Origin of the sequence: Azonexus fungiphilus (genome assembly GCF_003634965.1) — a bacterium.
GTDB classification, from domain to species: Bacteria; Pseudomonadota; Gammaproteobacteria; order Burkholderiales; family Rhodocyclaceae; genus Azonexus; species Azonexus fungiphilus.
This window is the reverse complement of sequence record NZ_RBXP01000017.1, coordinates 17,886-42,927: the sequence shown is the minus strand read 5'-3', so window position 1 is coordinate 42,927 and position 25,042 is coordinate 17,886. Positions and strand designations below refer to the sequence as shown.

The window sequence follows — 25,042 nt, the reverse complement described above, 5'->3', positions numbered from 1 at the left end:
TGGTCTTCATCACCCTCTTCCTCACCGCCGCCGGCATCCTCCAGGTCTGGCTCCAACGCGTCTCCGACACCCCCATGGGCTTCATGGCAACCCAGGATCAGGTCGTCCTCTTCTACTGGATGCGCGAATGGGCTGGCCTCATGTTCCTCGTCGGCCTCGTCACCTACATCGTCTCCTTCTTCGTCAAGGGCGAGGACAAAGCAACAGCTCAGTGAAAAACCCTTCCTCATTGAGTTTTCGGGCGGCTTCGGCCGCCCTTTTTTGTTTACCGGCGCTTTCTTAGCGCGCATCAAGGCCGCTGGCCGCCGCCCTTCCTAGACTGCCTGCACCCATCCGTCACCAGGAAATTCCTTGACCATCGAACGCCCCGATCCGCTCAACCACGTCATGCCCGGCCCGCCGCTGGCGATCGCCGCCGGCGTGCTCTTCCTGGTCAACCTGATGCTGCTGCCCGGCCTCGGCTTCGTCGCCCTGCTCGTGCTCTGGCTGCGCCACCGCGATCATGCCGATCCGCTGGTGCGCAACCACCTGCAGCAGAACGTCGTCGCCAGCCTGTGGGGCGGCGCCGTGCTGGTCGGCTTCAGCCTGGCCATCATCGGCCTCGGCGGCTTCGCCAATCCGTGGACCTGGGTGATCGGCGTGCTCTATTTTGTGCTCGTCCATGCCGGCCTGATCTACCTCGGCGTGATGGGCATGATCCGGGCGATGAACGGCCATGCCTGGCGCTTCCCGCTGATCGGGCCGCCGCTGCCATGAAGGACGCGCTGCAACGCAAGCGGCTGGCCTTCCAGGCCGGCTTCTTCGTGCTCTTCCTGGTGGCGCCGGTGCTCAACCTGTTCCGCTACGACCTGGACGCCGGCCATGCCTGGCTGCTCGGCTGGGAATGGCGGCTCGGCCTCGACGATTTCCTGGCCGGCCGCATCGGCGCCGGCGAAGCCGCCGCCAATGTGCTGCTGCGCCTGTTCCTGCCGCTTTTCGCCGGCGCCGCGGCTTTCCTGCTGGTCGCCCGGCGCTGGGGCCGGCTTTATTGCGGCTGGCTGTGCCCGCATTTCTCGGTGGTCGAGGCGATCAACGGCCTGATGCTGCGCGCCAGCGGCAAGCCGAGCCTGTGGGAAAAGGAAATCCTGCCGCCGTGGCTGCCCGACGGCCAGCCGCGCCGCCACGACTGGCGCTGGTGGCTGCTGGTGCTGCCGGCGGCGGTCGGCTTCGCCTTCTGCTGGGCGGTCGCCTTCCTCACCTACCTGCTGCCGCCGGCCGAAATCTACGCCAACCTGTGGCAGGGCAGCCTGACGCGCAACCAGGCGATCTTCATCGGCGCCGGCACCGTCGCCCTGAGCATCGAATTCCTCTTCGCGCGCCACCTGTTCTGCCGCTATGCCTGCGCCGTCGGCCTGTTCCAGTCGCTGATCTGGATCGGCAACCGCGACGGCATGGTCGTCGGTTTCGAACGCAAGCGCGGCGCCGCGTGCACGCAATGCCTGCCGGAACGGGCCTCGGCCTGCGACATGGTCTGCCCGATGCGGCTCAACCCGCGCAACATCAAACGCCACATGTTCACCTGCACGCAGTGCGGGCAATGCCTGAGCGCCTGCGCCGAAACACAGGCCGACAACCCGGGCGGCGCGCTGCTGCACTGGGTCAAGGATGCCCAGGCGCGCAGCAACGAAGCCGGCTTCCGCCCCGGCAAAGAGGAGATACGCTGATGGAAGAATGGGTCGGCAAGGTCTGGCACCGCTGGATCACCCGCGCCGCCGGCGGCAGTCATCCGCAGGCGGCGGTCGAACTGAAGACGATGGAACGCCCGCTCGGCATCTTCTTCCGCGCCCTCGGCGGCGATCCCGGGCTGCGTGTCGCCGCCGCCACCGCCGACGTCCATGGCAGCCGCCGGCGCTGGCTGGCGCGGGTCGCCGGCAGCGGCGAGCGGATCACCCTGGCCCGTCGCGACAGCAGCACGCTGCGCCTGCCGCCGCAGATCGACGCCTTCGCCGAGCCGGCGCTGAACCGCGACCTCTACTACTGGCTGGCCGCGCTCGCCGCCAGCCTCGACCGCCTGCCGGCCGAGGCCGGCGATGACTTCCGCCGCAACCAGCTGGCGACGCAGGCGGCGCTCGCCACCTGGCCGGGGCTGCAGGCGCGCTACCGGCGCCTGGTCGAGCACTACCTGAAGGAACGCCTGGCGCCTGAAAAACTGCCGCCAGGCGAGGTCGACCGTGAACGGGCGATCCGCCAGGCGCTCACCGATCCCGGCAGCGTCGCCGCGCTGCCGGCGGTGCCGGCCGAGGCGCCGCCGTACCAGCCGGTCCTGCTCTGGCTGCAATGGCGCGACGACATCGCCCTCGCCGCCGCCCGTGCCGGCGACGGCGGCGGCAGCGAAGCCAATGGCGGCGGCGAAGTCCGCGACGCCAACAAGGACGCCCACCGCGCCGAGCGCGTCGACATGCCCAAGGAAAAGAACGGCGTGCTGATGTTCTTCCGCGCCGAAAGCCTGCTCTCGGTCGCCGAGTTCCTGCGCGTCAACCGCAGCGTCGACGACGACCCCGACGAGAACGCCGAGGAAGCCGCCCGCGAGATGGACCAGCTGGCGCTGGCGACGCCGGAGGACGGCGAGCGCATCGCCTCGCGCATCCGCTTCGACCTCGACCTGCCGTCGGCGGCCGAGGACGACATCCCGATCGGCGCCGGCATCGCGCTGCCGGAATGGGACTACCGCAAGGACAAGATGCAGCCGGACCACGTCTGCCTGCAGGAAATGGCCTCGCGCCACGCGACCCCGACGCCGCTGCCGGCGCGCCTGGCACGCACGGCACGGCGCCTGCACCAGCAGTTCGCCGCGCTGCAGCCCGGTCGCCGCTGGCTCAAGGGACAACCCGACGGCAGCGAGCTCGACCTCGACGCGGTCGTGCGCGCCTCGACCGACCGCCGCTGCGGCCTGCACCCGGCCGGCCAGCTGCACCTGTCGCTGGAAAAGCGCGAACGCGACCTCGCCTGCCTGGTCCTCGCCGACCTTTCGCTGTCGACCGACACCTGGGTCTCCAGCGACGCCCGCGTCATCGACGTGATCCGCGACGCCCTGCTGCTGTTCGGCGAAACCCTGCGCGCCACCGGCGACCGCTTCGCGATCTGCGGCTTCTCCTCGGTGCGTCGCAACCAGGTCCGCTTCCATCGCCTCAAGGAATTCGCCGAGCCGTTCAACGACAGCGTGCGCGGCCGCGTCAGCGCCATCCGCCCCGGCTACTACACGCGCATGGGTGCGGCGATCCGGCGGGCAACGCAGCTGCTGGCCGAGGAAAGGGCAGCGCGGCGGATCCTGATCCTGCTCTCCGACGGCAAGCCGAACGACCTCGACCTCTACGACAGCCGCTACGGCATCGAGGACACCCGCGCCGCGGTACACGAGGCGCGCCGGCTCGGCCTCGTTCCCTTCTGCCTGACAATCGACCGCGAAGGCGGCGGCTACCTGCCGCACCTGTTCGGCGCCACCGGCTACGCGGTGCTGCGCAGCCCGGAAGAACTGCCGCTGCGCCTGCCGTTGTTTTATGCCCAATTGACCCGTTGACCGTCAGATTTCGCGCCGGCGCCTCTTCCGGGCCGGGCGCGACCTCCGTACAATCCATCCCGCATAATGAAAAAAGGATAATCGCCAGCATGCTCGATCAATTCTTCATCCCGCCGCTCGCCGTCATCCTCGCCACCGCCCTGCTGATCTACGTGCTCGGCTGGATCTGGCCGGGAGCCACCCGCCACGACCCGGCCGCCGACGCCGAAGCGCACGCACCGATCCCCTTCCCCGGCCAGCCGGGCGGCGCCCGGCACGCGCAGGCAAGGCGCGCAAACAGGCGCTGACCACTGCTGCGGCAGCTTCACCCGGTTTAGCATTTCGATACAAATCCTGCCGGAGCGATGCGGTAAGATCGCCGCCATCCGCGAATGCACAGGAAACCCGATGACGCGCCGGAACCGCCCGATGACGACCGACGAAAAAAAAGCCAGCGTTGCGCTGGCCGTCGTACATCGTGTAATGCTGGCGGAGAGGGAGGGATTCGAACCCTCGGTACCTTTCAGTACGCCTGATTTCGAGTCAGGTACAATCGACCACTCTGCCACCTCTCCGCAGCGGCCGAGATAATAGCACAGGTATGCGCGGAATCCACCGTCTATTGGCTCTTTTGGCGATTCTTTTTATCGCCGGCTGCGGCGAGGGCTGGCGACCGCCCCTGCCCTTCCCGACACCGGGCAAGCAGGACCTCGTCGTCGTCACCCGTCCCGGGCCCCTGACCTACGCGGTCGACGACAACGGACAACCGAGCGGACTCGAATACGATCTGGTCAGCGCCTTCGCCGCCGAACTCGGTGTCCGCGTCGAATTCGAGGTGCTGCCGCCGGAAGCGCTCGACGCCCGGCTGGCTGAAGGCCGCTACCACCTGGCCGCGGCCTGGCTGTCGCCGAGCGACGATGCCGAAGTCCGTGCCAGCCCGGCGCTGTTCTTCACCGACGACGTCCTCGCCCAGCACGAAGCCTCGCTGCCGCTGACCGCGCTCGAACAGCTCGCCGGCAAGACCGTGCACGCGCTGGCCGGCTCGCGCCAGGCGCTGACCATCCGCCGGCTGGCCGAGAGCATTCCCGACCTGCGCCTGATCGAGGTCGGCCAGGGCGACATCCTCGACCTGCTCGAATCGCTGGGCGACCACAAGGTCAATTACGTGGCCATGGACGGCCGCCTCGAAGACCTCGCCAACCAGTATTTCCCGACCCTGCGGGCGACGCTGAAGCTGGGCGAGCGGGCACCGATCGCCTGGTGGCTGGGCCGCCACCCGAATCCGGAAATGGCCGCGCGGGTGGACGAATTCATCGATCGCATCCGCAAGGACGGTACGCTGGCGCGGCTCGAGGAACGCTATTTCGGCCACGTCCGCCGGCTGACCCAGGGCGACGTCGAGAAATTCCTCGGCCAGCTGCGCACGACGCTGCCGACGCTACGCCCCTTCTTTCACGAAGCCGAGAAGGCAACCGGCATCGACTGGCGGCTGATCGCCGCGCTGGCCTGGCAGGAATCGCACTGGGACCCGTTCGCCACCAGCTACACCAACGTCCGCGGCATGATGATGCTGACCGAGGAAACCGCCGACCGGCTCGGCGTCGGCAACCGGCTCGACGCGCGCGAAAGCATCATCGGCGGCGCCCGCTACCTGAACCTGCTCAAGGACACGCTGCCGCCCGAGGTCGAGGAACCCGACCGGACCTGGCTGGCGCTGGCCGGCTACAACATCGGCCCCGGCCACCTGAACGCGGCGCGGACCATCGGCAAGCAGCTCAAGGTCGACCCCAACGCCTGGTACGACATGAAGCGGGTACTGCCGCTGCTGGCCAAGCCGCAGTACTACAGCCGGCTGAAATCGGGACGGGCGCGCGGCGGCGAGGCGGTGATCCTGGTCGAGAACATCCGCAGCTACTACGACATCCTGCTGCGCAACGAGGCGGCGCTGCCGGGCGTGGCGCCGGCCGACGGCAAGATCGGCATCGGCGCCGGCATGCCCGGCCTCAGGCTCAGACGCTGAGCTTGTCCAGGCCGCCCATGTAGGGACGCAGCACGGCCGGGATGGTGACGCTGCCGTCGGCGTTCTGGTTGTTTTCCAGGATCGCGACCAGGGTGCGGCCGACGGCCAGGCCGGAACCGTTCAGCGTGTGGCAGATTTCCGGCTTGTTCTTGTCGTTGCGGAAACGGGCCTGCATCCGGCGTGCCTGGAAGGCGCCGAAGTTCGAGCACGAGGAAATCTCGCGATAGGTGTTCTGTGCCGGCAGCCAGACCTCCAGGTCGTAGGTCTTGGCGGCGGAGAAACCCATGTCGCCGGTGCACAGCACCATGCGGCGATAGGGCAGCTCAAGCTTCTCGAGGATCACCTCGGCGTGACGGGTGAGCGCCTCGTGCGCTGCGGCGGACTGCTCCGGATGGACGATCTGGACCAGCTCGACCTTGTCGAACTGGTGCTGGCGGATCATGCCGCGCACGTCGCGCCCGCCCGAACCGGCTTCGGAACGGAAGCAGGGGGTGTGGCAGACGAAGCGCAGCGGCAGCGCCTCGGCGTCGAGAATCTCGTCGCGGACGATGTTGGTCACCGGCACTTCGGCGGTCGGGATCAGGTAGAGCGGATCCTGCTCGCCGCGCAGGACCTTGAACAGGTCTTCCTCGAACTTGGGCAGCTGGCCGGTGCCGTAGAGGCTGGCGGCGTTGACCAGGTAGGGCGCGTAGAGCTCGGTGTAGCCGTGCTCGGCGGTGTGCGTGTCGAGCATGAACTGGGCGAGCGCGCGGTGCAGGCGGGCCAGGCCGCCCTTCAGCAGCGAGAAGCGGGCGCCGGAAATCTTGGCGGCGGTGGCGAAGTCGAGCTGGCCGAGGGCTTCGCCGACATCGGTATGGTCCTTGACCGGGAAGTCGAAGACGCGCGGCGTGCCCCAGCGCTTGATCTCGACGTTGGCGCTCTCGTCGGCGCCGACCGGCACCGATTCGTCGGGAATGTTGGGCAGCGCCGCCAGGATCGCGTTGAACTCGCCGAGCAGTTCGGCCAGGCGGGCTTCGGACGCCTTCAGCTCGTCGCCCAGCGCGCCGACCTGGGCCATCACCTCGGACGCATCCTTGCCCTGCCCCTTCAGCATGCCGATCTGCTTGGACAGGCTGTTGCGCTGCGCCTGCAGGTCCTGGGTGCGCGTCTGCAGTGTCTTGCGCTCGGCTTCGAGCGCCGAGAAGGCGGTGAAGTCGAGCGGCTTGCCACGCTTGGCCAGACCGGCGGCGACGGCATCGAGGTTGGAGCGGAGTTGTTGGATGTCGAGCATGGTTTTTCCTGTTTTCTTGCGGTCGACCGTGGTTTGATCGCAAAAACCGCGGCTTTCGGTAAGCCGGCGATTATACGCGAGGGCGGATTGCGCGGGACCGGCAGCCGCGGCCGCGCTATCATTCCGCTTTTGCCTTGCCCGCCTTGCCCATGTTGCGTCCCCTCGCCTGCCTGCTTGCCACCCTCTGCCTCGCCCCCGCCGCCCACGCCAGCGACCCGGCCACCGACGCCTGGTGTGCCGCGCTCGGTCACCGCCTGCGCAGCGTCAATGCCGACAATTGCCGTGCCCAGGCCTTCGTCGCCGGCGCCGAACGGACCGAGGGCAAGCGTGCCCTGGTCTGGCGCGACATCGCCCCGCGCACCAAGCCTCTGGCGCAGGCGCCGCGCGTGCTGGTCATCGGCGGCATCCACGGCGACGAGCTGACCTCGGTCTCGATCGTCTTCCGCTGGCTCGACTGGATCGGCGAAGCCGAGGCCGGCAAGTACCGCTGGCGGGTGATCCCGCTGGCCAACCCGGACGGCCTCTACCAGCGCCCGCCGACCCGCGCCAACGCGCGCGGCGTCGACCTCAACCGCAACTTCCCGACCCCGGACTGGAACAGCGACGCGCACAAGTACTGGATCGAGCGCACCAAGCGCGACCCGCGCCGCTACCCGGGCGACGCCGCCGGCTCGGAAATCGAGACGCAGTGGCTGGAAAAGCAGATCGACGATTTCAAGCCGGACGTCATCATCAGCGTGCACGCCCCCTACAACCTGCTCGACTACGACGGCCCGGCGCCGCAGCCGCTGCGCTTCGGCCGGCTGGCGCTCAACCGGCTCGGCGTCTACCCCGGCTCGCTCGGCAACTACGGCGGCCACTACAAGAGCGTGCCGGTGGTCACCATCGAACTGCCGCACGCCAGCGCGATGCCGCCGGCGCGCGACCAGCGGGCGATGTGGGACGACATGCTGGGCTGGATGGGCCGCAACATCAAGGCTGGCGAAAAACACTGACCGCTGACGGTCGACCGTCAAATCGACCGAAAAACCGCCTACTTCTTGCCCGCCTTGCGATCGAGTTCGCGCAGGTGGGCCAGCTTCTCGCCGATCTTGCCTTCCAGCCCGCGCGGCGTCGGCTGGTACCAGCGCGGCTCGGCCATGCCGTCCGGCAGGTAGCTCTCGCCGGCGGCGTAGGCCTCCGGCTCGTCGTGCGCGTAGCGGTATTCCTTGCCGTAGCCGAGTTCCTTCATCAGCTTGGTCGGCGCGTTGCGCAGATGCACCGGCACCGGCTTCGACGCATCCTTGGCGACGAAGGCACGGGCCTGGTTCCAGGCCATGTAGCCGGCGTTCGACTTGGCCGCGACGGCCAGATAGATGACTGCCTGGGCCAGCGCCAGCTCGCCCTCGGGCGAACCTAGGCGCTCGTAGGTGGCGGCCGCGTCGTTGGCGATCTGCATCGCCCGCGGATCGGCCAGGCCGATGTCCTCCCAGGCCATGCGCACGATGCGCCGGGCCAGGTAACGCGGATCGGCGCCGCCATCGATCATCCGCCCGAACCAGTAAAGCGCGCCGTCCGGGCTGGAACCGCGCACCGACTTGTGCAGCGCCGAAATCTGGTCGTAGAAGGCGTCGCCGCCCTTGTCGAAACGACGCAGGTTCTGCGCCATGGTTTCTTCGATGAAACCGCCGTCGACCGTCGCCACGCCGGCCGCCCGCGCCGCCGTGCGCACCTGTTCGAGCAGGTTGAGCAGGCGCCGCGCGTCGCCGTCGGCCAGCCCGGTCAGGCGCGTCTTCGCCTCGTCGTCAAACGCCAGGTCGGCCAGCGCCCGTGCCTGGGCGCGGTCGAACAATTGCCCCATCTCGGCCTCGTCGAGCGACTTCAGCACATAGACCGAAGCCCGCGACAACAGCGCCGAATTGACCTCGAACGAGGGATTCTCGGTGGTCGCACCGATGAAGGTGAACAGCCCGCTTTCGACAAAGGGCAAAAAGCCGTCCTGCTGCGACTTGTTGAAGCGGTGGATTTCATCGACGAAGAGGATGGTCCGCTTGCCCTGCGCCTTCCACAGTTCGGCCTGCGCCACCGCCTCGCGCACCTCCTTGATCCCGGAAAACACTGCCGACAGGGCGATGAACTCGCACTGGAACTGCGTCGCCATCATCCGCGCCAAGGTGGTTTTGCCAACGCCCGGCGGCCCCCACAGGATCATCGAATGCGGCTGCCCGGACGCAAACGCCAGACGCAGCGGCTTGCCCGGCCCGAGCAGATGCTGCTGGCCGATAACCTCGTCCGGCGTCTGCGGGCGCAACTGTTCGGCCAGCGGGGCGGAACGGTCGACTTCGGTAGAAGAAAACAAATCGCTCAAGGTTCAACATCCAAGTTTTGCCGGAGAGTATTGCCAACGCCGGCTACTGTAAAGCGCGCACCGCATCCAGCGGCGACACCACACCCCGCCCGCCCCGATTGAGCACATGCGTGTAGATCATCGTCGTCGACACGTCCGAGTGGCCCAGCAGTTCCTGCACGGTACGGATGTCGTAACCCGATTCCAGCAGATGGGTGGCGAAGGAATGGCGCAAGGTATGCGGCGTCGCTGGCTTGACAAGACCTGCCTCCCGGACAGCCTGCTTCATCGCACGCTGGAATGCCTGGTCAAGGAGATGATGGCGCCGAACCTCGCCACTGCGCGGATCTTCCGACAACCCGGCAGCCGGAAACACGTACTGCCACCCCCATTCACGCCCGGCCCCCGGATACTTCCGCGACAGGGCATAAGGCAGGAAAACCGGCGCCACAGCATCCGCCAGATCGCGCTCATGCAGTTCGCGAACCCGCAGCAAATGCGCCTGTAGAGGTTCAATGGCGGAGGCGGGCAGCATGGTGCCCCGATCCTTGAAGCCCTTGCCGTCGCCCCTGGTCAGGACCACGGGCAAACGTTTCGGCGCCTTGGCGCGCTCGACGTTATCCAGCCACGGAAGGTCAATTTCAAGAACTTCGCGATACAGGAACAGCAAGGCGCTTTTGGCCTGATTCTGCGTCGACGCCGCCACCTTTCCCGCCACGGCAAGATGCGTCAGAAACGCCGCCACCTCGACAGCACCCATCCCATCAGGATGACGCTTGCCATGATGCAGGATAAATCGTCTAATCCAATCGGTATAAGCCTCTTCGGTACGCAAGCTGTAGTGCTTCAAGCGAATTTTCTCGCGCACTCGGTCAAGCAACCTGGGGGCCGTAGTGCCAGGAGGCTTCTGCGACGAAGGATTCAAGGTGTTCATCGCGCCCCCCTAAAATCTGCCAAGTCACTGAAACAACATGATACTGTTTTTTTATCCAGCCTATATGACGGATAGCTTCCCGTCAATTAGGTTCCACATTTAACGTTATGCATCTATCACAGAGGCACAGTGATGGTCCAAGAGGCGATCCTCAAAGCCATTGATAGCGGAGGCTCCATTCGCGTGCGCTACTTCGGCGGCTCCTCTCCCGGCGCTGAACGCGAATTGCATCCTCTGTCGTTGAAAGACGGAAAGGTTCGCGCTCGCTGCATTCCTACCGGTGAGACCAAGACGTTCTTGCTCGAAAAAATGGAACTTGCCGTTGAAGGCGTTCCCTCTGTGTTGGCGGGTACGCTTCCCGTTCCTCCGACCATCTGCTCATCCGTTGAGGAGTTTGCCGCTTGCCACACCAACAACCTCCAGCAGTTGGGGTGGATTGTTCAGCGCGATGGGGAGGCTATCTCGCTGCACCGGATGTTCAAGAATGGAAAGCTCATAAAGACCCCTGACGTCTCGCTTAACTTTGAGGCCATCGCTTACGACCTAGTATTCGATGGTGAAGACGTTGTCGAAACAAACCACAGGGAGCGCTCGCGGCCTTGGGTACTGAGCGCAAAAAATCACACCACCAAGACATTTGGTGACTTCGCGAAGGCGCAACTGGCTTTCCTTGAGGCCGCCAAGTCGCTTGCGCCAAATGGCGGTACGCCCGATGCATAACCCTTCGATCCAGGGGACCGCCGGCAAGCGGCGCTTCGCTTGCTTGCCGGTTCCCTCGTCGCTGCGCTCCTCGGCGGCCCCTGATCTCGAACGTTAGGCATTTTCGAAAGAGCATATGGATCAACGAGAAATGGTTCGTCAAGGACAAAACGGAACAGCGGAAAAATTTTCGATCATCCTCGTCGCCAATTTGGAAGACATCGATAAGCTTTTACCCGAGGCTGGTGAATTCTCGTCAATTGTCCAAGATTGGTACCGTGTCCGCTCCAACACGGCCGAGATGGTATGCCTTGTAGCAGTAGCCGATCCTCGTTATCACAGCGCTATCAAAGAGTTTATTGAGGGAGTTCATGCTTTTGACGTTAATGTTCGCCACATATTTCAGTCCATCCCCCTTGAGTTATCTTTATATGATCCGCAACTTAAACTCGTTAGTAAGCACGAATTTATCCCCGGACAAGAAGCCGTAGATGGCTCCTTCTCAAAAAAAATAGCGGCCTTGCTAAATGCCTAACCCTGCGCTCAACCTCGCTCCCTGCGGTCGCTAGACGCTGCGCCAAAAAGCGGCGCGGCGCAGCGCCGGTTAGCTCTACTACAAGGGCTTCCCCGTTTTCCGCAAGCGGCATTCTGAATTTTTATCGTTTCATTCCTGATCCTGTGTTCCTGCGACTCATCCATTCCTGCCGTGTCGATGCGAGAAGGTGAAGGACTGCGGTACTACAACCGGTCATGTTGGGCATTTGCCCGGACCCTGATGAAAGACGCGCGCGGGGGACTCATTCGTTAGCCGAGAGTGACTTCATCTCCTGGAGGTGATCAGGCTCTCCCCGCGCGGGTCCAACCCGCTTCACATCAACGCTGGCAGTGCTTCGCTGGTCTTGGGCCAGATCCACCGCCAGGAAGCTCGGGCTGGCGTCGATTGCTTCGTAGCGTGCCATTGCCGCCTGCTGAACTCAAGTGCAGCCCGGAGCCTTGTTATTCCATATGGTTCACGGCACGATGCGGGCATGAGGATACTTTTTCTAAAGCTTCGTTAGCCATTCAATCCAGGGAACACACATGAAACGCTTACTTACAACGGCTCTTACTGTAATCGTACTGACAATTTCGCCCTTCGCAGTTGCTCAACAACTCGACATCGTGCAAATCATGGGGCAGTTTGTTCAAGCGAGTTACGCAACCAGCCGATGCTCGAAGCCCGATCAAAAAACCCTTTCAAATTTCCTCGCAAACTTCAAGGTGGTTTCTTTCCGCGCTGTTGAAGAATTGAAAAAACGAAATTCAAACCAATCGGAGCAACAGATCATTGATGGTTTGAAACAACGTTCCAGCGCCGTAGAAAAGGCAATCGACGAGGCCATTCGCACAAATGGCTGTACTGATCCTCGCATTCAAGACCTGCTGAAACGTTTTGAAATTCAGGCCACTTTGAAGCTCTAGCCAAATGGCTAACCGACGCAAACGACGAACTCGTCGCGTACTTTGATCGGCAAAGAGAAATATCTAACCATCAACCTCGCCCCCTCCGATCGCTGAACGTCCCGCAAATGGGCCGCCTTTTACCTCAAATGTTAACCATAAAAGGAAAAATCAATGTACTTATGGAAAGTTGATTCTCTCGTTGAAGATTTCAAGTCAGGAAACGTCAGCCAAAAGGAAGAGTTCAAGTACATGCTGTTTTTTTCCATTGCCATGGTTTTTGCATCAGAACCAGCCTTGCATATTGGACGATCTTATAATCATTACGACACCATACTATCGGTCATAACGCTCTGCATATCAATAATTGGCGTCCACTACTGTTACAAGATAAATTCACGTGGCGACAACAAGGACTTCCTTGTTAGAGTGATATGTATTGGCCTCCCTGTAGCGATTCGCCTGCTGGCCGTGATGTTTCCTGTACTTATCGTTGCTGGAATTCTGGAATTTTTTATTTTTTATCCAGAATCTCTTACCGAAGAGAATTTGAAAAACAATCCGATGCGGGTTGCCCTTATATCAGCAATAGTAGCCGCCTACTATTGGTATCTCTCAAAAAAAATTAAAGCAGTAGCATCAAATAATGGCTAACGACACAAGTGCACAAGGACGCCCAAAGTGCCGCTACGCTATGTTTTCTGTCTCCGTTGCTTTGCAGCATTAGGTCGCCAAACCCGAATGCGCAGATTTGTCCTCGGAGCAATATCGGCCTACCAACGCTACGTATCGCCGTATAAAGGCTTCTGCTGCGCCTATCGCATTCACACCGGCCGCGAAAGCTGTTCGGCGCTGGGGTTTCGTGCCGTTCGCCGCTACGGCGTTATCGCAGGTCTGGCGGTGCTGCGTCGTCGCACTTACCTTTGTGGCGTAGCCCATCGCCGCTTTTCGCCAGTGCATGGACGGCCGCATCGCAGACAACGTGGCGACTGTGACCTGGGGTGCGACCTGCCGGGCGATTTCAATTGCAATACGCCGGCCAGCAAGTCCTGTTCGTCGATTTTCGATTTCGCAAATTGTTGCGAATGCGGCAGTTGCGACGGGGCCGACAGGAAGCGCAAGGGAAATGAACACGAGCAGTACGTATATCTCCCACCCAACACGGCTAGCAAACGGACTGGCGGCAAATGACCGCGCTTGCCTGCATCACAGGCAAGCCCTCCAGGCGGGTTTTTATGCCATTCTGACGGTCGACCGTGATATTTGCCGATTTTCCGGCGCGCAGCGCGGACGCCTTCGCCAGGAGACGAAAAAACCATGCCCGAATTGAACATCCAGATCGTCGATGCCTTCACCACCCGCCAGTTCTCCGGCAACCAGGCGGCGGTGGTCGTGCTTGACGCCTGGCTTGCGCCCGAGCTGATGCAGAGCATCGCCAGCGAGAACAACCTCTCGGAAACCGCTTTCGTGGTCCGCAACGCGGCTGGCATCCATGAAATCCGCTGGTTTTCGCCGCTCAAGGAGATCGATTTCTGCGGCCACGCAACGCTGGCCAGCGCCTTTGTCATCTTCGCCGCCGACCCGGCGCTGAGCGAAATCGTTTTCGAAGCCAGGGCGGTCGGCAGGTTGCCGGTCAGGAAGACCGGCAACGGCCTGATCGAGATGGCTTTCCCGAACCGGGCGCCGCAGCCGCTGACCGAGGTGCCCGAGGCCTTGCGCCGGGGGCTGTCGATCGCCCCGGTCGCCTACCTGAAAAACCAGCAGGCGTATTTTGCGGTGCTGGCCGACGAGGCGGCAGTCCGCCTGGTCGAGCCGGACCTCGAGCGGCTCAAATCGCTGGGGCCGCTCGACGTGGTGGTCACCGCGCGCGGCGATGGCTTCGACTTCGTGTCGCGCTATTTCTGGCCGGCCAACGGCGGCGTCGAGGATCCGGTGACCGGTTCGATTCACGCCGGCCTTGCGCCCTACTGGGGAGCAATCCTGGGCAAGCGGGAACTGCTTGCCTGCCAGGCGTCGCGGCGTTCCGGCGTGCTCCATTGCCGGCTGGGCGAGGACAGCGTTTTCGTATCGGGCGCCTGCGTCAGCTATCTCAAGGGCAGGATCAGCGTCTAGGCCGAAAGCCGGCCACCAATGAAAATGGCCCCCCGACGCCGAAGCGACCGGAGGGCCGGGGGAAAAGCAGAGGCGATCAGAAAGCCATCTTGACGCCGACGCTGCCGCCGAAGGCCGAATCGGCACCGCTGCCGGAGGCCGTCAGGCTGGCCGACAGCAAGGTGCTGCTGCTCAGGCGGTGATCGAGCTCGACGCCGACACGACCCCAACTCTTGGCACGGTTGCCGGAATCGAAGTTGAAGCTGTTGAGGCCGACGATCTGGCCACGCACCTTGTCGTCGCTACGCCCGAACTGGCTGACGGCCTCCGCGGTCAGGCGCAGGTCGCTGCGTTCGCCCAGGGCCACCTTGCCGATCATGCCGACGCGCCCTTCGTTGACCGAGATCGTGCGGTCGTCGTAACGCACCGGGAAGGCACCACCGCGCTCGGTGTAGCCATCGATCCGGCTATGGCTGTAGGTGTAGGAAACGAAGGGCGAGAAGGCCATTTGCTGGTAGCGGGCGACATCCTTCCAGTCGAAGCGCATGCGCAGCGCAGCGCTCTGGACACCATCGCCGCCACGCGAGTGGTCGCTTGCCGCCCCGTTCAGGTAGCCGCGCTTGATCGACGCATCCCAGTTCCCGTAGAACAGGGTGGCACTCAGGATGCGCGAGCGCTCGGCCCAGCCATAATTGGCTTCAGCGGTGACGAAATAGCCGTCGAGCTGGGCACGCCCGCCCTGGCTCAGGTCATAACGCCCCTTGGCGGCACCGATGCCGAGGCCCAGGCGCCAGTTGCCGAAATCGCCGCAAAGACCGGATTCGGCAAGATACTGCGAGCTGTCGCGACCACCACCGACATCGGCCACGGCCCAGGCACAACGCTGACCGGCGGCGATGCCGTTATCCATCAACACCCGGTGATGGGCGCCATTGAGCCCCATGTTGACCAGGCGATCGTTGAGCGCCACCAGACGCTCGCCGCCCTGCGCCAGGGTACCGTTGAACTGGCCGACATTGATGACGCCGGACGACCAGCCGCTGCCGCCGACTCGCGCCACGTAGTAGTAGTCGTTGCCGGTATCGCCATTGCTGGCATAGCCAACAACGACACTACCATCGTCACTGACGTCTTCAGCGGTCACCATTTGCTGGTTGCCGACATTGACACCGGCATCGGTCAGCCACTGGCTGATCGCCTTGATGCCGCTGCTGGCCGTCCAGCGGAAGGCTGCCGCTTCAATGCCGCCACCGGAAGCTGTCCGCATGCCGTTCCCGACAACGGTGGTGCCATCTCCCGAAACGGCCTTGATCACCGTCTTGCGATCGGCGTTGGGCAGCGTCGCATCGAGTTCGCCGATACTCTGTCCCGAGTAAAGACCGGTGCCGTTGTCATAAGTCCAGACAAAGGCTTCGCGGATACTCTGGTTGGTCGCCGTGCCGTTTTCGCCATTCACCGCAATCACGTTACCAGTACTGGAAACACCTGCGACACGGTAGTAATTGGTGCTGTTACTGATGGTTGAACCCGGCTGCAGCAACTGCGTCGTGCTACCTCCGGCACCCGGATGGCGCCATGCGTAGACGCTGTCGATCTGGTTGCCACCATTGTCATTGCCATAGATCTGACCGGCCACCACCTCGCCATCGGCCGAAATGGCATCAGCACGGGTTTTCCTCAAAGAGACAATTCCAAGCGTGGAGAACATCGAAGTGGCATCGATTACCTCGGCATTGACCCCACCGGCCGTGTTGCCGAAGTCCCAGACAGCTGCCGTTATGGTGTCGGCCATCCTGTTTTCCAGTTCACCGGCCAGACGATAGCCGCTGGATGTCGTGGCAAAGGCCTTGCCCCGGGTGTTCACGGTGTTGCCGTTAGCGACGTTACCGAAGTCATCACGCAGTACGATCTGCGGCGAAGCACTCGTCAACATGCCAGTACCGTTAAACACGATCCCCTGCTCGTCGGCGCCAGCCGAACTCCGGAGATTGGCGAGAACCATGATGCCGTCGCTGGAGATCGCCCCGTCCAGGATTTCCCAATCTGTCTTGCCGTTCAGCGAACTCGGCGCGGTCAACTGAGTGACGCCAAGATTCGTAGTTGCAGAATTCTGGCTATAGACGACCAAGCGCCGGACACCGCCGCTGACGCCACTCACCAGAACGTTCTTGCCATCATCTGTGGCCCCAAGAAATGCGACGGAAGAAAGATTCGTCGAATTTTTTTGCGAACCGCTGCTAGTGGCAACAAATACATCGACAGCGCCGCCAGACTGTGTGTCATAGACCCCGGCAACGGTAGTGCCATCAGCGCTGAGGCGGATTCTTGGCGTAAGGACGGCCGAGCCGACTGGCATGTCGACAACTGCGGACAATTCGCTGTTGCTACCGCTAGCGACGACGCCCTGCGTGACTGCCCCGGTGTTGAAACTTGCGGCCATGGCGACCGGAGCTGCCAGCACGCCGGCGACAGCCAGGGCGATGGCAGTCGGCCGGAATAGCGGGTGGCGCTTGTTGTGTTGCATGCGTTATCTCCTGATGTGAACTGGGTTTCGGCGCATCACGCCGGGCAAAAATTTCGCCCGAAGTATTTCGCAATGCGCACCCCGCCACATCACATATCGATGTGATCAGCATGCAAAAAACTATGCCTTGACCGTCTGGCGCCAGCTCAGGGTGATCGTTGCCCCGTCACCAGGCGCCGAGGTGAAGGTCAACGCGATGCCAAGTTCGCGGGCCCGTTCGCGCATGTGGCGCAGGCCACGCCCCGGGGCCAGGGTGGCCGGATCGCAGCCGCGCCCGTTGTCGCGGATCGCGATGTGACAGGCGTCGCCGTCGCATCCGGCATCGACGCTGATTTCGCTGGCGCCGGCATGCTTGAGGATGTTGGCCAGGGCTTCCCGCAGGATGCGTTCGAAGTGAAGCAGCGCCGGTGCCTCCCATTCCCCCGGCGGCAGCGGACGAACCGTCCAGTTCAGGACGATCCCGGCACGCTTTAGACGTGCCTCGCTGCGAAAACGGAACTGCGCCAGTACCGTCGACAGGTCTTCAAAATCGCCGCTCAAGGTATCCATGGTATAGCGCAGCTGATCGAGTGCTTCCTGAATTTCCCGTTCGACCTCGGGGGTCGGTGCATCGGCATGACGCACCGAGGAAAGAATGCCAACCAGTTGCGACCCCAGTCCGTCGTGCATTTCCCGGACGATGCGCTGGCGCTCCTGATCGACGGCTTCCTGGCGGATCTGCGCTTGCGCTTCGCGGTAACTGCGCTCCAGCTCGGCCCGCTGGCGCTTGACTTCCTGCTCCAGCGATTCGCGGTAGCGGGCTTCGCTTTTCAGGGCATGATCGAAGCGACGGGCGAGGACGACGCCGATCGAAAGAATGAAGAAAAGCACGATCGAGGGCGTGTAGTAAAAGCGCTGGTAGGCGTCGCGCGCATCCGAGAACCAGACGTTCCAGTGATCGATCAGACCGAGGATGAGCATGAAGACCCCGGCGATGCTGATCGCCACGTTGGCACCGTTGGGGCGCCGGAAAGCCTCGTACCACACACGCGAAATCCCGGCAAAGCCGCCAAGTACGGTCACATCGATGCCGAGCGCCTTGAGATAGATCGGCGCGCCGAGCGCGCTGGCGATCGACGTGGCACAGAAAAAAGCCAGGCAGCACCACTGGAGGCGCCGCAGGAAGGGGCCGTCAACACCGGTAATGCCGGTTGCCAGCAGGGCAATCAGCACCATCCAGATGCCGTAGCAGAAGTCGATCAGGAAAAACCACAACTCGTAGCTGACCGGCAACTCGTTCATCGCCCACAAACCGGCACGCAAGGCCCAGAACGCAGAGGCGACCGCGAGCAGCATGGCCAAGCGGTCACGCCGCCAGATGCCGACACCGAAGCTGACCAGGCTCAAGGTGCAGCAGATGCTGATGATCGCGGCGCTCTGCCAGGCGAACATCCGGCTGCTTTGCCGCCAGCGCTCCTCGAGCACCTCGTGACTGTCGATCTCGAAATGCGACAGCCCGGCGTAGCGCCGGCAGTCTCCCGCCACCTGGATCAGTATCTGATTGCTGCCGGGACGCAGCAGATAAACGGGAAGCTGCGCGTAGAGCGGTGCGTTCGAATAATCGGCACGGGGATTGTCGAGATCACCGAAAGCGGCAACGCGCGTGCCATTGAGCCAGAGATGCAGACGATTGCCGGCACGGTGGATGAAGATGCCGTAGGGCTGCCCTGGCGGCCCGTCCAGCCACAGCTCGCTCGCATAGGTCCAGTCGCCGCTCCGGCAGGGTTTCTGGCGGCGCCAGCTGTCGTCCAGGGGCACCGGCGCCCAGGTGGCGGCCGATACCTGGGCCGGCATCACCCGCCCCGGTGCGATCTGCGCATGCCAGACCTCGCCCGCCTGCACCAGCAGGGCCAGCGTCAGCAGGCAGCCGCCGAGCAGCCAGCGAAGCAGCGCCCGAGGATCAGCCACTGCCCACCCGGTCGATCAAGCCGCGCTGACTGGCAACCCGCACCGCCTCGTAGCGCGAATGGACAAACAGCTTGCCATAGATGCTCTTGACGTGGTGACGAACGGTATTCAGGCTGATCCCGAGCATCTGCGCCACCTCCCCGTAGGAATGGCCGAGGGCCAGGGCGCCAAGGATTTCCTGCTCCTTGCCGGTCAAATCAGGATCGAGGGGATCGCGCCTCACGGCGGCCAGCGGCGGATTGTCCCGGGCCATGCTGCCACGGAACTCGCTGAGCACCCGCCGCGCAATCTTTGGCGACATCGGCGAACCGCCGGCGTGCAGGTCGTGCAGGTGGGCGACCAGTTCGTCCTCGGTCACCCCCTTGAGCAGATAGCCGGCAGCGCCGGCGGCAATGCTCTGGAAAATCTTGTCATCGTCACCGAAGACCGAAATGACCAGAATCTGGCAGGCGGCCGACGTCGACGAAGCGTAGCGAATGACGTCGAGTCCGGAACCGTCGGGCAGGCCGAGGTCGACCAGGAGGACATCGGGAATCCCGTTGCGCAGGACCTGCGCCGCCTCGGCGATGCTGCCGACGGAGAATGCCAGGCGCCATCCGGGCATGCAGGCAATCGCCTGTTCGAAACGCGCGCGTACGCGCGGATCATCTTCAAGCAACCCAACCCGCGGTCCCAGCATCACGCCTCCACCAAGAAAAAACCGTCGAATCTAGCTGCCAAAGCCTCGCTCCGCATCACATCCGGGATCACATGCCTACAACGCCAGTTGCACCGAGACACCCAGCGTTCGCGGCTGGCCGGCCGAGGCAAAGTAGCCATTCTGCCCGCCGAGCAAGGCAAGGTAATAGCGTTTGTCGAGCAGGTTCCTGGCCCACAGCGAGATATCCCAGTGCCGCCCGCTCCCGCCGAAACGCCAGCCGGTGGCCAGGTTGACCAGGCCGTAGGCGGGCAAGCGGGAATAGATCGAATTGTTGATGTCGCCATAAGCCATCGAGCGCCAGGCATAGCTGGCGTTGACGTACTGCTCGCCGAAAGCCGACGGGAAACGGTAGTGCAGCGCCAGCGCGGCGCTCCAGCGCGGGGAACCGTTGACGCGATTGCCGGCGATGCTGCGGGTGCCCTTGCCGTAACCGCTATCGGCGGTACCGCCGCTGCCGTTGAAGACCTCGGCCGGCGTCGGCGCCCGACCGTTGTCGAAGCGGGCGTCGGTGTAGGCAAGGCTGGCCCGGGCATCGAGGCGGTCGGCCGGCTGGTAGGCAAGCTCGAGTTCGACGCCGCGCGAAGTCAGGTCGCCGACATTGCCCAGGTAGCTGATGTAGGTCCCGTTCCAGGTCGTATTGGTGATCGCCTGATAGTCGCTGACCCGGCTCTCGAAGAGGTTGCCGGAGACGCTGAAGCGGCCGTCGTCGCTGGCGTGCCTGAGGCCGAGTTCGAACGCAGCGGCGCGTTCCGGGCGCACCCGCAAGGCGGCATTGCCCAGCACCGATCCCGGGGAAAGCGCGCCGTTGAGATTGAAGCCGCCCGACTTCTCGCCCCGGGCATGCGACAGGTAAACCAGCCAGGCGTCGCGCGGACGCCAGCTGACGGTCAACTGGCTGGAAAGCGAATTTTCCAGCGCGCGCAGCGGCCCGGAATCGTAATGCATGAACAGCGGCGAGACCGGAAACGCCGGCGAGACCGCATGCTGCACGACCGTCGCCCGTTGCCGTTCATGATTGAAGCGCAGCCCTGCGAGCAACTCGAACTGCTCGCCGAAACGCCGCGTCACCTGCCCGAACAACGCGGCGCTGTTGATCTGCATCCGCCCTGTGCCCGCCAGGACGGCGTTGTTCGGCACCGACGCGATGGCCAGGGCATTGGGTCCGGTCAGGAATTCATTCCGGCTGGCGACGTCCTGATGCAGGAAGAAGCCGCCAAGCAGATAGTCGTGGCTGGCGTATTTCGGCGAGGCGAGACGGAACTCCTGGGAGAACTGGCGCTCATCGACGTCGAAGCCGCCGGTCACCGCCGCCAGGCTGGTATTGTCGGTATCGTTGTCGGGCGAAAAATGCCAGTCGCGCCAGGCGCTGATGCTGGTCAGGCGGTGCTCGCCGAGATTGCGCGTCACTTCCACCGACATCGCACTCTGCCAGGCGCGCGCCCGCTGCCGGCCATCGAGGCTGACCTCGTAGGCAGACGGCCGGGACCGCACCGGACCGCCGGCCCCGAGTGCCGCGGCCAGCTGGCCGTAGGTCGTCGCATTGCTTCCCGGGGTTCCCAGCGGCAGATTGCCGGCCGCCGCCCCCCAGTTGAGCGGCCCGTAAGCATAGGGCAGCAATGTGCCGGTCGACGAATCATCACGATGGTGTTCGACGATGGTGCGCACGCGCGTTCCTTCGCTGCCGGCAAGCAGCCACTGCAGGCGCACGCCCTGGCGGTCGATGCCGTTGAGCATTTCGCCGTCGCGCAGGTTTTTCAGCCATCCGTCGTCATGCGTCGCATAGGCCGCCAAGCGCAAGGCATTTCCGTCGGCGACCAGCGCGTTGATCATGGCCTTGAACTGGCGGTAATTGCGGCTCCCCGTCGACAGGTCAAACTGCTGGGCATTGGCAAAAATCGGTTCGCGGGTATTTACGCTGAGCACCCCGGCACTGGTGTTCTTGCCGAACAAGGTCCCCTGGGGGCCACGCAGCAACTCGACGCGCTCGAGGTCGAGCAGGTCCACGGCCAGCTGGCCGGGGCGTCCGAGATAGACGTTGTCGAGATACAGACCGACGCTTCCCTGCAGGCCGTCGTTGGCAGTGTTGTTGCCAATGCCGCGAATGGCGAGGCTGGATTCGCGGGCATGAAAGAAATTGGCATTGAGACCGGGCAGCAGGCGTGGCAAATCCTGCACCTGATAAATACCCTGGCGCTCGAGCAGTCGACCGTCGACCAGCGACAGCGGCGCCGGAACCTCCTGCACGGCTTCTTCCCGCCGCCGGGCACTGACGACATTGAGCAGCGGCAGTTCGACGACCGTCGTCGCCGAAACGGCATCCTCGGCAGCAGCTGGTACTCCCAGTGCGGCGAGGACAAGGGCGAGCGAAGGCGAAAAGTGGCGCATGACGGCAAGCTGGCGGACAAAAAGCCGCTATCCTGCCCAATCCTTGCCGGAAGCTCAATCCCGGACGAATACCGGGACCGCCAGACGCCCCTACTCGCCGATGACGTCGCTGCCGGCCGGCGGCTTGAAGCGGAACAGTCCGGCCGCCAGCGCCGGGTTGCGTTCGCCGCGCAGCAGGCGGATGTGCGTGGTCTGGCCGAAGTTGTCGTGCAGTTCCATCGCCTTCATCTCGCGCCCGGCCATGCCGATGCGGACTTTCTCGAAGCCGCTGTCGGCGACCTTGGGAACTGCCTCGACCCAGGCCAGGCCGTCGGCCTCGCCGGCTTCGCGCAGCGTGAAGTTCCTTTCCAGCTCGTTGCTGCCGGCAAGCAGCGCCGCCGGCGAACCGCCGAGCGCCTGGCCGGCCTTGCGCACGGTGACCTGCTGCAGTTCGGGATCGTGGATCCAGATCTTCTCGCCGTCGCCGACGACCAGTTGCGGGTAGGGCTTGACCACTTCCCAGCGCAGCTTGCCCGGCCGCTGGATCGCCAGCGTTCCCGAGGATTCCTGCGGCTTGCGGCCATTGCGGCCGATCACCGCCTGTTCGAAGTCGGCCTTGTAGCTGCGGGTGTCGTTGAGGAAACCGCGCAACTGGTCGATGGCGCCGGCGTGGGCGAACAGCGGCAGGGCAGCGAACATGACGGTCGACAGGATTTTTCGGGCAATTTTCATGGGCGCAGCTTACGCCGGCGCTGCCGCCGGCGCTGTGTCAGTATGTAAGCGATTGTTCGGTGTGCCGGCTCATTCGGCCGGCTTCTTCATCAGCACTTCGCGGCCGCCGCGGCCATCCATCGCCGACACCAGGCCGGCATTTTCCATGGCTTCGATCAGCCGCGCCGACCGGTTGTAGCCGATGCGCAGGTGGCGCTGGACGAGCGAGATCGAGGCGCGCTGGTTCTTGAGCACGATATCGACGGCCTGGTCGTAGAGCGGGTCGCTCTCGGCATCGCCGCCACCGCCCTCGCCGGCCTCGCCGCCACCCTCGTCATCGCCGGCGGCGCCGTTGAGGATGTCCTCGACGTACTCCGGCGCGCCGGTGGCCTTGAGGTGCTCGACGACGCGGTGCACCTCGTCGTCGGAAACGAAGGCGCCATGCACGCGGGTCGGATAGCCGGTGCCCGGCGCCAGGTAAAGCATGTCGCCCATGCCGAGCAGGGCTTCGGCGCCCATCTGGTCGAGGATGGTGCGCGAGTCGATCTTGCTCGAGACCTGGAAGGACAGGCGGGTCGGGATGTTGGCCTTGATCAGACCGGTGATCACGTCCACCGACGGCCGCTGCGTCGCCAGCACCAGGTGGATGCCGGCGGCACGGGCCTTCTGCGCCAGACGGGCGATCTGCTCCTCGACCTTCTTGCCGACGACCATCATCAGATCGGCCAGCTCGTCGATGATGACGACTATGAAGGGCATCGTCTTCAGCGGCTCGGGCGCTTCCGGCGTCAGGCTGAGCGGGTTCGGGATGTGCTCGCCGCGCTTCTCGGCGTCCTTGATCTTGCCGTTGAGGCCGGCGATGTTGCGCACGCCCATGGCCGACATCAGCTTGTAGCGCTTCTCCATCTCGGTGACGCACCAGTGCAGCGCGTTGGCCGCCTGCTTCATGTCGGTGACGACCGGCGCCAGCAGGTGCGGGATACCCTCGTAGATCGAGAGTTCGAGCATCTTGGGGTCGACCATGATCAGGCGGACATTTTCCGGCTCGGATTTGTAGAGCATCGACAGGATCATCGCGTTGACCCCGACCGACTTGCCCGAACCGGTGGTGCCGGCGACCAGCAGGTGCGGCGTCTTGGCCAGGTCGGCAACCACCGGCTGGCCGCCGATGTCCTTGCCGAGGCAGACGGTGAGCGGGCTGCTCATGTCGTTGTACGGCTTGCTCGAGATGATCTCGGACAGCTTGACGGTCTGCCGCTTCGGATTCGGCAATTCGAGCGCCATGCACGACTTGCCGGGGACCGTCTCGACGACGCGGATCGAGACCATGGCCAGCGCCCGCGCCAGGTCGCGCGCCAGATTGACGATCTGGGCGCCCTTGACGCCGACCGCCGGCTCGATTTCGTAGCGGGTGATCACCGGGCCGGGCATCGCGGCAAGCACCTTGACCTGGACGCCGAAGTCGGCGAGCTTGCGCTCGATCAGGCGCGACGTGTATTCGAGGGTTTCCGGGCTGACCGTCTCGGTCGCCGGCGGCGCCGGATCGAGCAGGTGCAGCGGCGGCAGCGTGCCGCCGACGATCGCCTCGGGGAAGAGCATCGCCTGCTTTTCACGCTCGACGCGCTTCTCGGCCTTCTTCGAGACCGGCACTTCGACCGGTGCCGGCGGCTCGATGACGATCGGTTCGTGCAGTTCGACCCGACGCTTCTCTTCCTCGACGACGACTTCGCGCTGCTGCGCGACCTCGCGCCCGATCTTGCGGTCGCGCCAGGCGTCGATGCGGCCGTAGACGAGCAGGGTCAGCGCCTCGAGGATCAGGCCGAGCTTCTCGAAGGCCCAGATCCACGACATCCCGGAAAACGCGCTCCACGCGGCCGCCATCAGCCCGAGCAGGAACAGCGTGGCGCCGGTGAAACCGAGCAGGCCGGCCAGCCAGCGGCTGAGTTCGAGGCCGAGCATGCCACCCGGCGCCAGCGGCAACTGTGCCGCGAGCGAGTGGAAGCGCAGCGCCTCGAGCGCGCAACTGGCGAGCAGCAGGATGATGAAGCCTGGGGCTGCCAGATAGACCGGATGTGCCGCGCCGCCACTGGCGTGCAGGCGGCGGAAGCCCCACCAGACGAGCATGCCGAGCAGCACCACCCACCACCAGGCGGAAATCCCGAAGACGTAGAGCATCAGGTCGGCGACCCAGGCGCCGGCGCGGCCGGCCGGGTTCTGTAGGCCGGCCGCACCGGCGGCATGCGACCAGCCCGGATCGCTGCGCTGGAAACCCCACAGGGCCATCACCAGGAACACCGCCAGCGCGCCTACCCCGAGCCAGCGGGACTCCTGCAGCAGGCTGCCGATCTTGTCGGGCATCGGACTGGGGTCGTTTCTCTTGGCCATCGGCTTTTCCTCGACCGCTTCCGAGCAAGTCGAAAACGGGCTAAATCATTATGCGTCATACAGTTAGCATGGAATTATAAACCGGTTTGATAGATC

Annotated in this window: 21 protein-coding genes, 1 tRNA gene and 1 pseudogene; 13 read left to right on the top strand and 10 right to left on the bottom strand. The window is 64.0% G+C overall.

Annotated elements, in window-relative coordinates; all coding sequences use genetic code 11:
* From DFR40_RS12800 to DFR40_RS12780, 5 genes and pseudogenes are all read left to right on the top strand, one after another.
* Positions 1 to 215: pseudogene (locus tag DFR40_RS12800) on the top strand (nitric-oxide reductase large subunit); the annotation flags it as partial.
* A 136-nt stretch (positions 216 to 351) separates the two neighbouring features.
* The gene (locus DFR40_RS12795) at positions 352 to 756 is read left to right on the top strand and encodes a magnetosome magnetite crystal formation protein family (RefSeq protein ID WP_121458904.1); all 405 of its coding nucleotides are present in this window, start codon (positions 352 to 354) and stop codon (positions 754 to 756) included.
* A complete protein-coding gene (locus tag DFR40_RS12790; protein ID WP_121458903.1) occupies positions 753 to 1,703 on the top strand; it encodes a 4Fe-4S binding protein in 951 nt (316 codons plus the stop codon). Before DFR40_RS12795 ends, DFR40_RS12790 begins: the two co-directional genes overlap by 4 nt.
* Complete coding sequence (locus DFR40_RS12785) at positions 1,703 to 3,556, top strand: nitric oxide reductase activation protein NorD (RefSeq protein ID WP_121458902.1); 1,854 nt, start codon at positions 1,703 to 1,705, stop codon at positions 3,554 to 3,556. Before DFR40_RS12790 ends, DFR40_RS12785 begins: the two co-directional genes overlap by 1 nt.
* 89 nt (positions 3,557 to 3,645) lie before the next feature.
* Complete coding sequence (locus DFR40_RS12780) at positions 3,646 to 3,843, top strand: hypothetical protein (RefSeq protein ID WP_121458901.1); 198 nt, start codon at positions 3,646 to 3,648, stop codon at positions 3,841 to 3,843.
* Positions 3,844 to 4,022: 179 nt separating this feature from the next.
* On the opposite strand, the gene DFR40_RS12775 is transcribed toward DFR40_RS12780, so the two are convergent.
* Positions 4,023 to 4,110 (bottom strand) — tRNA-Ser (locus DFR40_RS12775).
* A 56-nt stretch (positions 4,111 to 4,166) separates the two neighbouring features.
* Between DFR40_RS12775 and mltF the strand changes: the two genes are divergently transcribed.
* Complete coding sequence (mltF, locus tag DFR40_RS12770; RefSeq protein ID WP_170160219.1) at positions 4,167 to 5,555, top strand: membrane-bound lytic murein transglycosylase MltF; 1,389 nt, start codon at positions 4,167 to 4,169, stop codon at positions 5,553 to 5,555.
* Here the strand turns inward: mltF and serS are convergent.
* Entirely contained in the window at positions 5,545 to 6,825 is a 1,281-nt protein-coding gene (gene serS, locus DFR40_RS12765; RefSeq protein WP_121458899.1) for a serine--tRNA ligase, read from the bottom strand. The two genes, mltF and serS, sit on opposite strands and share 11 nt — an antisense overlap.
* Positions 6,826 to 6,974: 149 nt before the next feature.
* Here serS and DFR40_RS12760 point away from each other — a divergent pair, with 149 nt between their 5' ends.
* Complete coding sequence (locus tag DFR40_RS12760) at positions 6,975 to 7,820, top strand: M14 family zinc carboxypeptidase (protein ID WP_121458898.1); 846 nt, start codon at positions 6,975 to 6,977, stop codon at positions 7,818 to 7,820.
* A 38-nt stretch (positions 7,821 to 7,858) separates the two neighbouring features.
* Here DFR40_RS12760 and DFR40_RS12755 read toward each other — a convergent pair whose 3' ends face one another.
* Positions 7,859 to 9,172, bottom strand: coding sequence for a replication-associated recombination protein A (locus DFR40_RS12755; protein ID WP_121458897.1), 1,314 nt, complete (start codon positions 9,170 to 9,172; stop codon positions 7,859 to 7,861).
* Between the two features lie 43 nt (positions 9,173 to 9,215).
* Entirely contained in the window at positions 9,216 to 10,085 is an 870-nt protein-coding gene (locus DFR40_RS12750) for a phage integrase N-terminal SAM-like domain-containing protein (RefSeq protein WP_121458896.1), read from the bottom strand.
* A gap of 129 nt (positions 10,086 to 10,214) precedes the next feature.
* On the opposite strand from DFR40_RS12750, the gene DFR40_RS12745 reads away from it, so the two are divergent.
* From DFR40_RS12745 to DFR40_RS12735, 6 genes are all read left to right on the top strand, one after another.
* The gene (locus DFR40_RS12745) at positions 10,215 to 10,805 is read left to right on the top strand and encodes a WYL domain-containing protein (protein ID WP_170160218.1); all 591 of its coding nucleotides are present in this window, start codon (positions 10,215 to 10,217) and stop codon (positions 10,803 to 10,805) included.
* Positions 10,806 to 10,920: 115 nt separating this feature from the next.
* Positions 10,921 to 11,319 carry a hypothetical protein gene (locus tag DFR40_RS17050; RefSeq protein WP_147431329.1) on the top strand — a complete coding sequence of 133 codons (399 nt, stop codon included), beginning with the start codon at positions 10,921 to 10,923 and terminating at the stop codon, positions 11,317 to 11,319.
* Positions 11,320 to 11,864: 545 nt separating this feature from the next.
* A complete protein-coding gene (locus DFR40_RS17045) occupies positions 11,865 to 12,245 on the top strand; it encodes a hypothetical protein (RefSeq protein WP_147431328.1) in 381 nt (126 codons plus the stop codon).
* 153 nt (positions 12,246 to 12,398) lie between these two features.
* Entirely contained in the window at positions 12,399 to 12,878 is a 480-nt protein-coding gene (locus DFR40_RS17040) for a hypothetical protein (RefSeq protein ID WP_147431327.1), read from the top strand.
* An 87-nt stretch (positions 12,879 to 12,965) separates the two neighbouring features.
* Positions 12,966 to 13,415: a membrane protein insertion efficiency factor YidD gene (gene yidD / locus DFR40_RS17590; RefSeq protein ID WP_121458894.1), complete on the top strand. Its 450-nt coding sequence runs from the start codon at positions 12,966 to 12,968 to the stop codon at positions 13,413 to 13,415.
* A 126-nt stretch (positions 13,416 to 13,541) separates the two neighbouring features.
* Complete coding sequence (locus DFR40_RS12735; RefSeq protein ID WP_121458893.1) at positions 13,542 to 14,336, top strand: PhzF family phenazine biosynthesis protein; 795 nt, start codon at positions 13,542 to 13,544, stop codon at positions 14,334 to 14,336.
* 76 nt (positions 14,337 to 14,412) lie between these two features.
* Here DFR40_RS12735 and DFR40_RS12730 read toward each other — a convergent pair whose 3' ends face one another.
* From DFR40_RS12730 to DFR40_RS12705, 6 genes are all read right to left on the bottom strand, one after another.
* Complete coding sequence (locus DFR40_RS12730) at positions 14,413 to 16,839, bottom strand: autotransporter domain-containing protein (protein ID WP_121458892.1); 2,427 nt, start codon at positions 16,837 to 16,839, stop codon at positions 14,413 to 14,415.
* A 120-nt stretch (positions 16,840 to 16,959) separates the two neighbouring features.
* Positions 16,960 to 18,786, bottom strand: a complete 1,827-nt coding sequence (locus DFR40_RS12725; RefSeq protein ID WP_121458891.1) for an ATP-binding protein — start codon at positions 18,784 to 18,786, stop codon at positions 16,960 to 16,962.
* Entirely contained in the window at positions 18,779 to 19,465 is a 687-nt protein-coding gene (locus tag DFR40_RS12720; protein ID WP_121458890.1) for a response regulator, read from the bottom strand. Before DFR40_RS12720 ends, DFR40_RS12725 begins: the two co-directional genes overlap by 8 nt.
* A 75-nt stretch (positions 19,466 to 19,540) precedes the next feature.
* Positions 19,541 to 21,871 (bottom strand): TonB-dependent receptor, encoded by a 2,331-nt coding sequence (locus DFR40_RS12715; RefSeq protein ID WP_121458889.1) that lies wholly within the window; start codon positions 21,869 to 21,871, stop codon positions 19,541 to 19,543.
* Between the two features lie 90 nt (positions 21,872 to 21,961).
* On the bottom strand, positions 21,962 to 22,582 hold the full coding sequence (gene lolA / locus DFR40_RS12710) for an outer membrane lipoprotein periplasmic chaperone LolA (RefSeq protein WP_121458888.1): 621 nt from the start codon (positions 22,580 to 22,582) through the stop codon (positions 21,962 to 21,964).
* A gap of 69 nt (positions 22,583 to 22,651) precedes the next feature.
* Entirely contained in the window at positions 22,652 to 24,946 is a 2,295-nt protein-coding gene (locus tag DFR40_RS12705; RefSeq protein WP_121458887.1) for a DNA translocase FtsK, read from the bottom strand.
* Positions 24,947 to 25,042 lie beyond the last annotated feature (96 nt).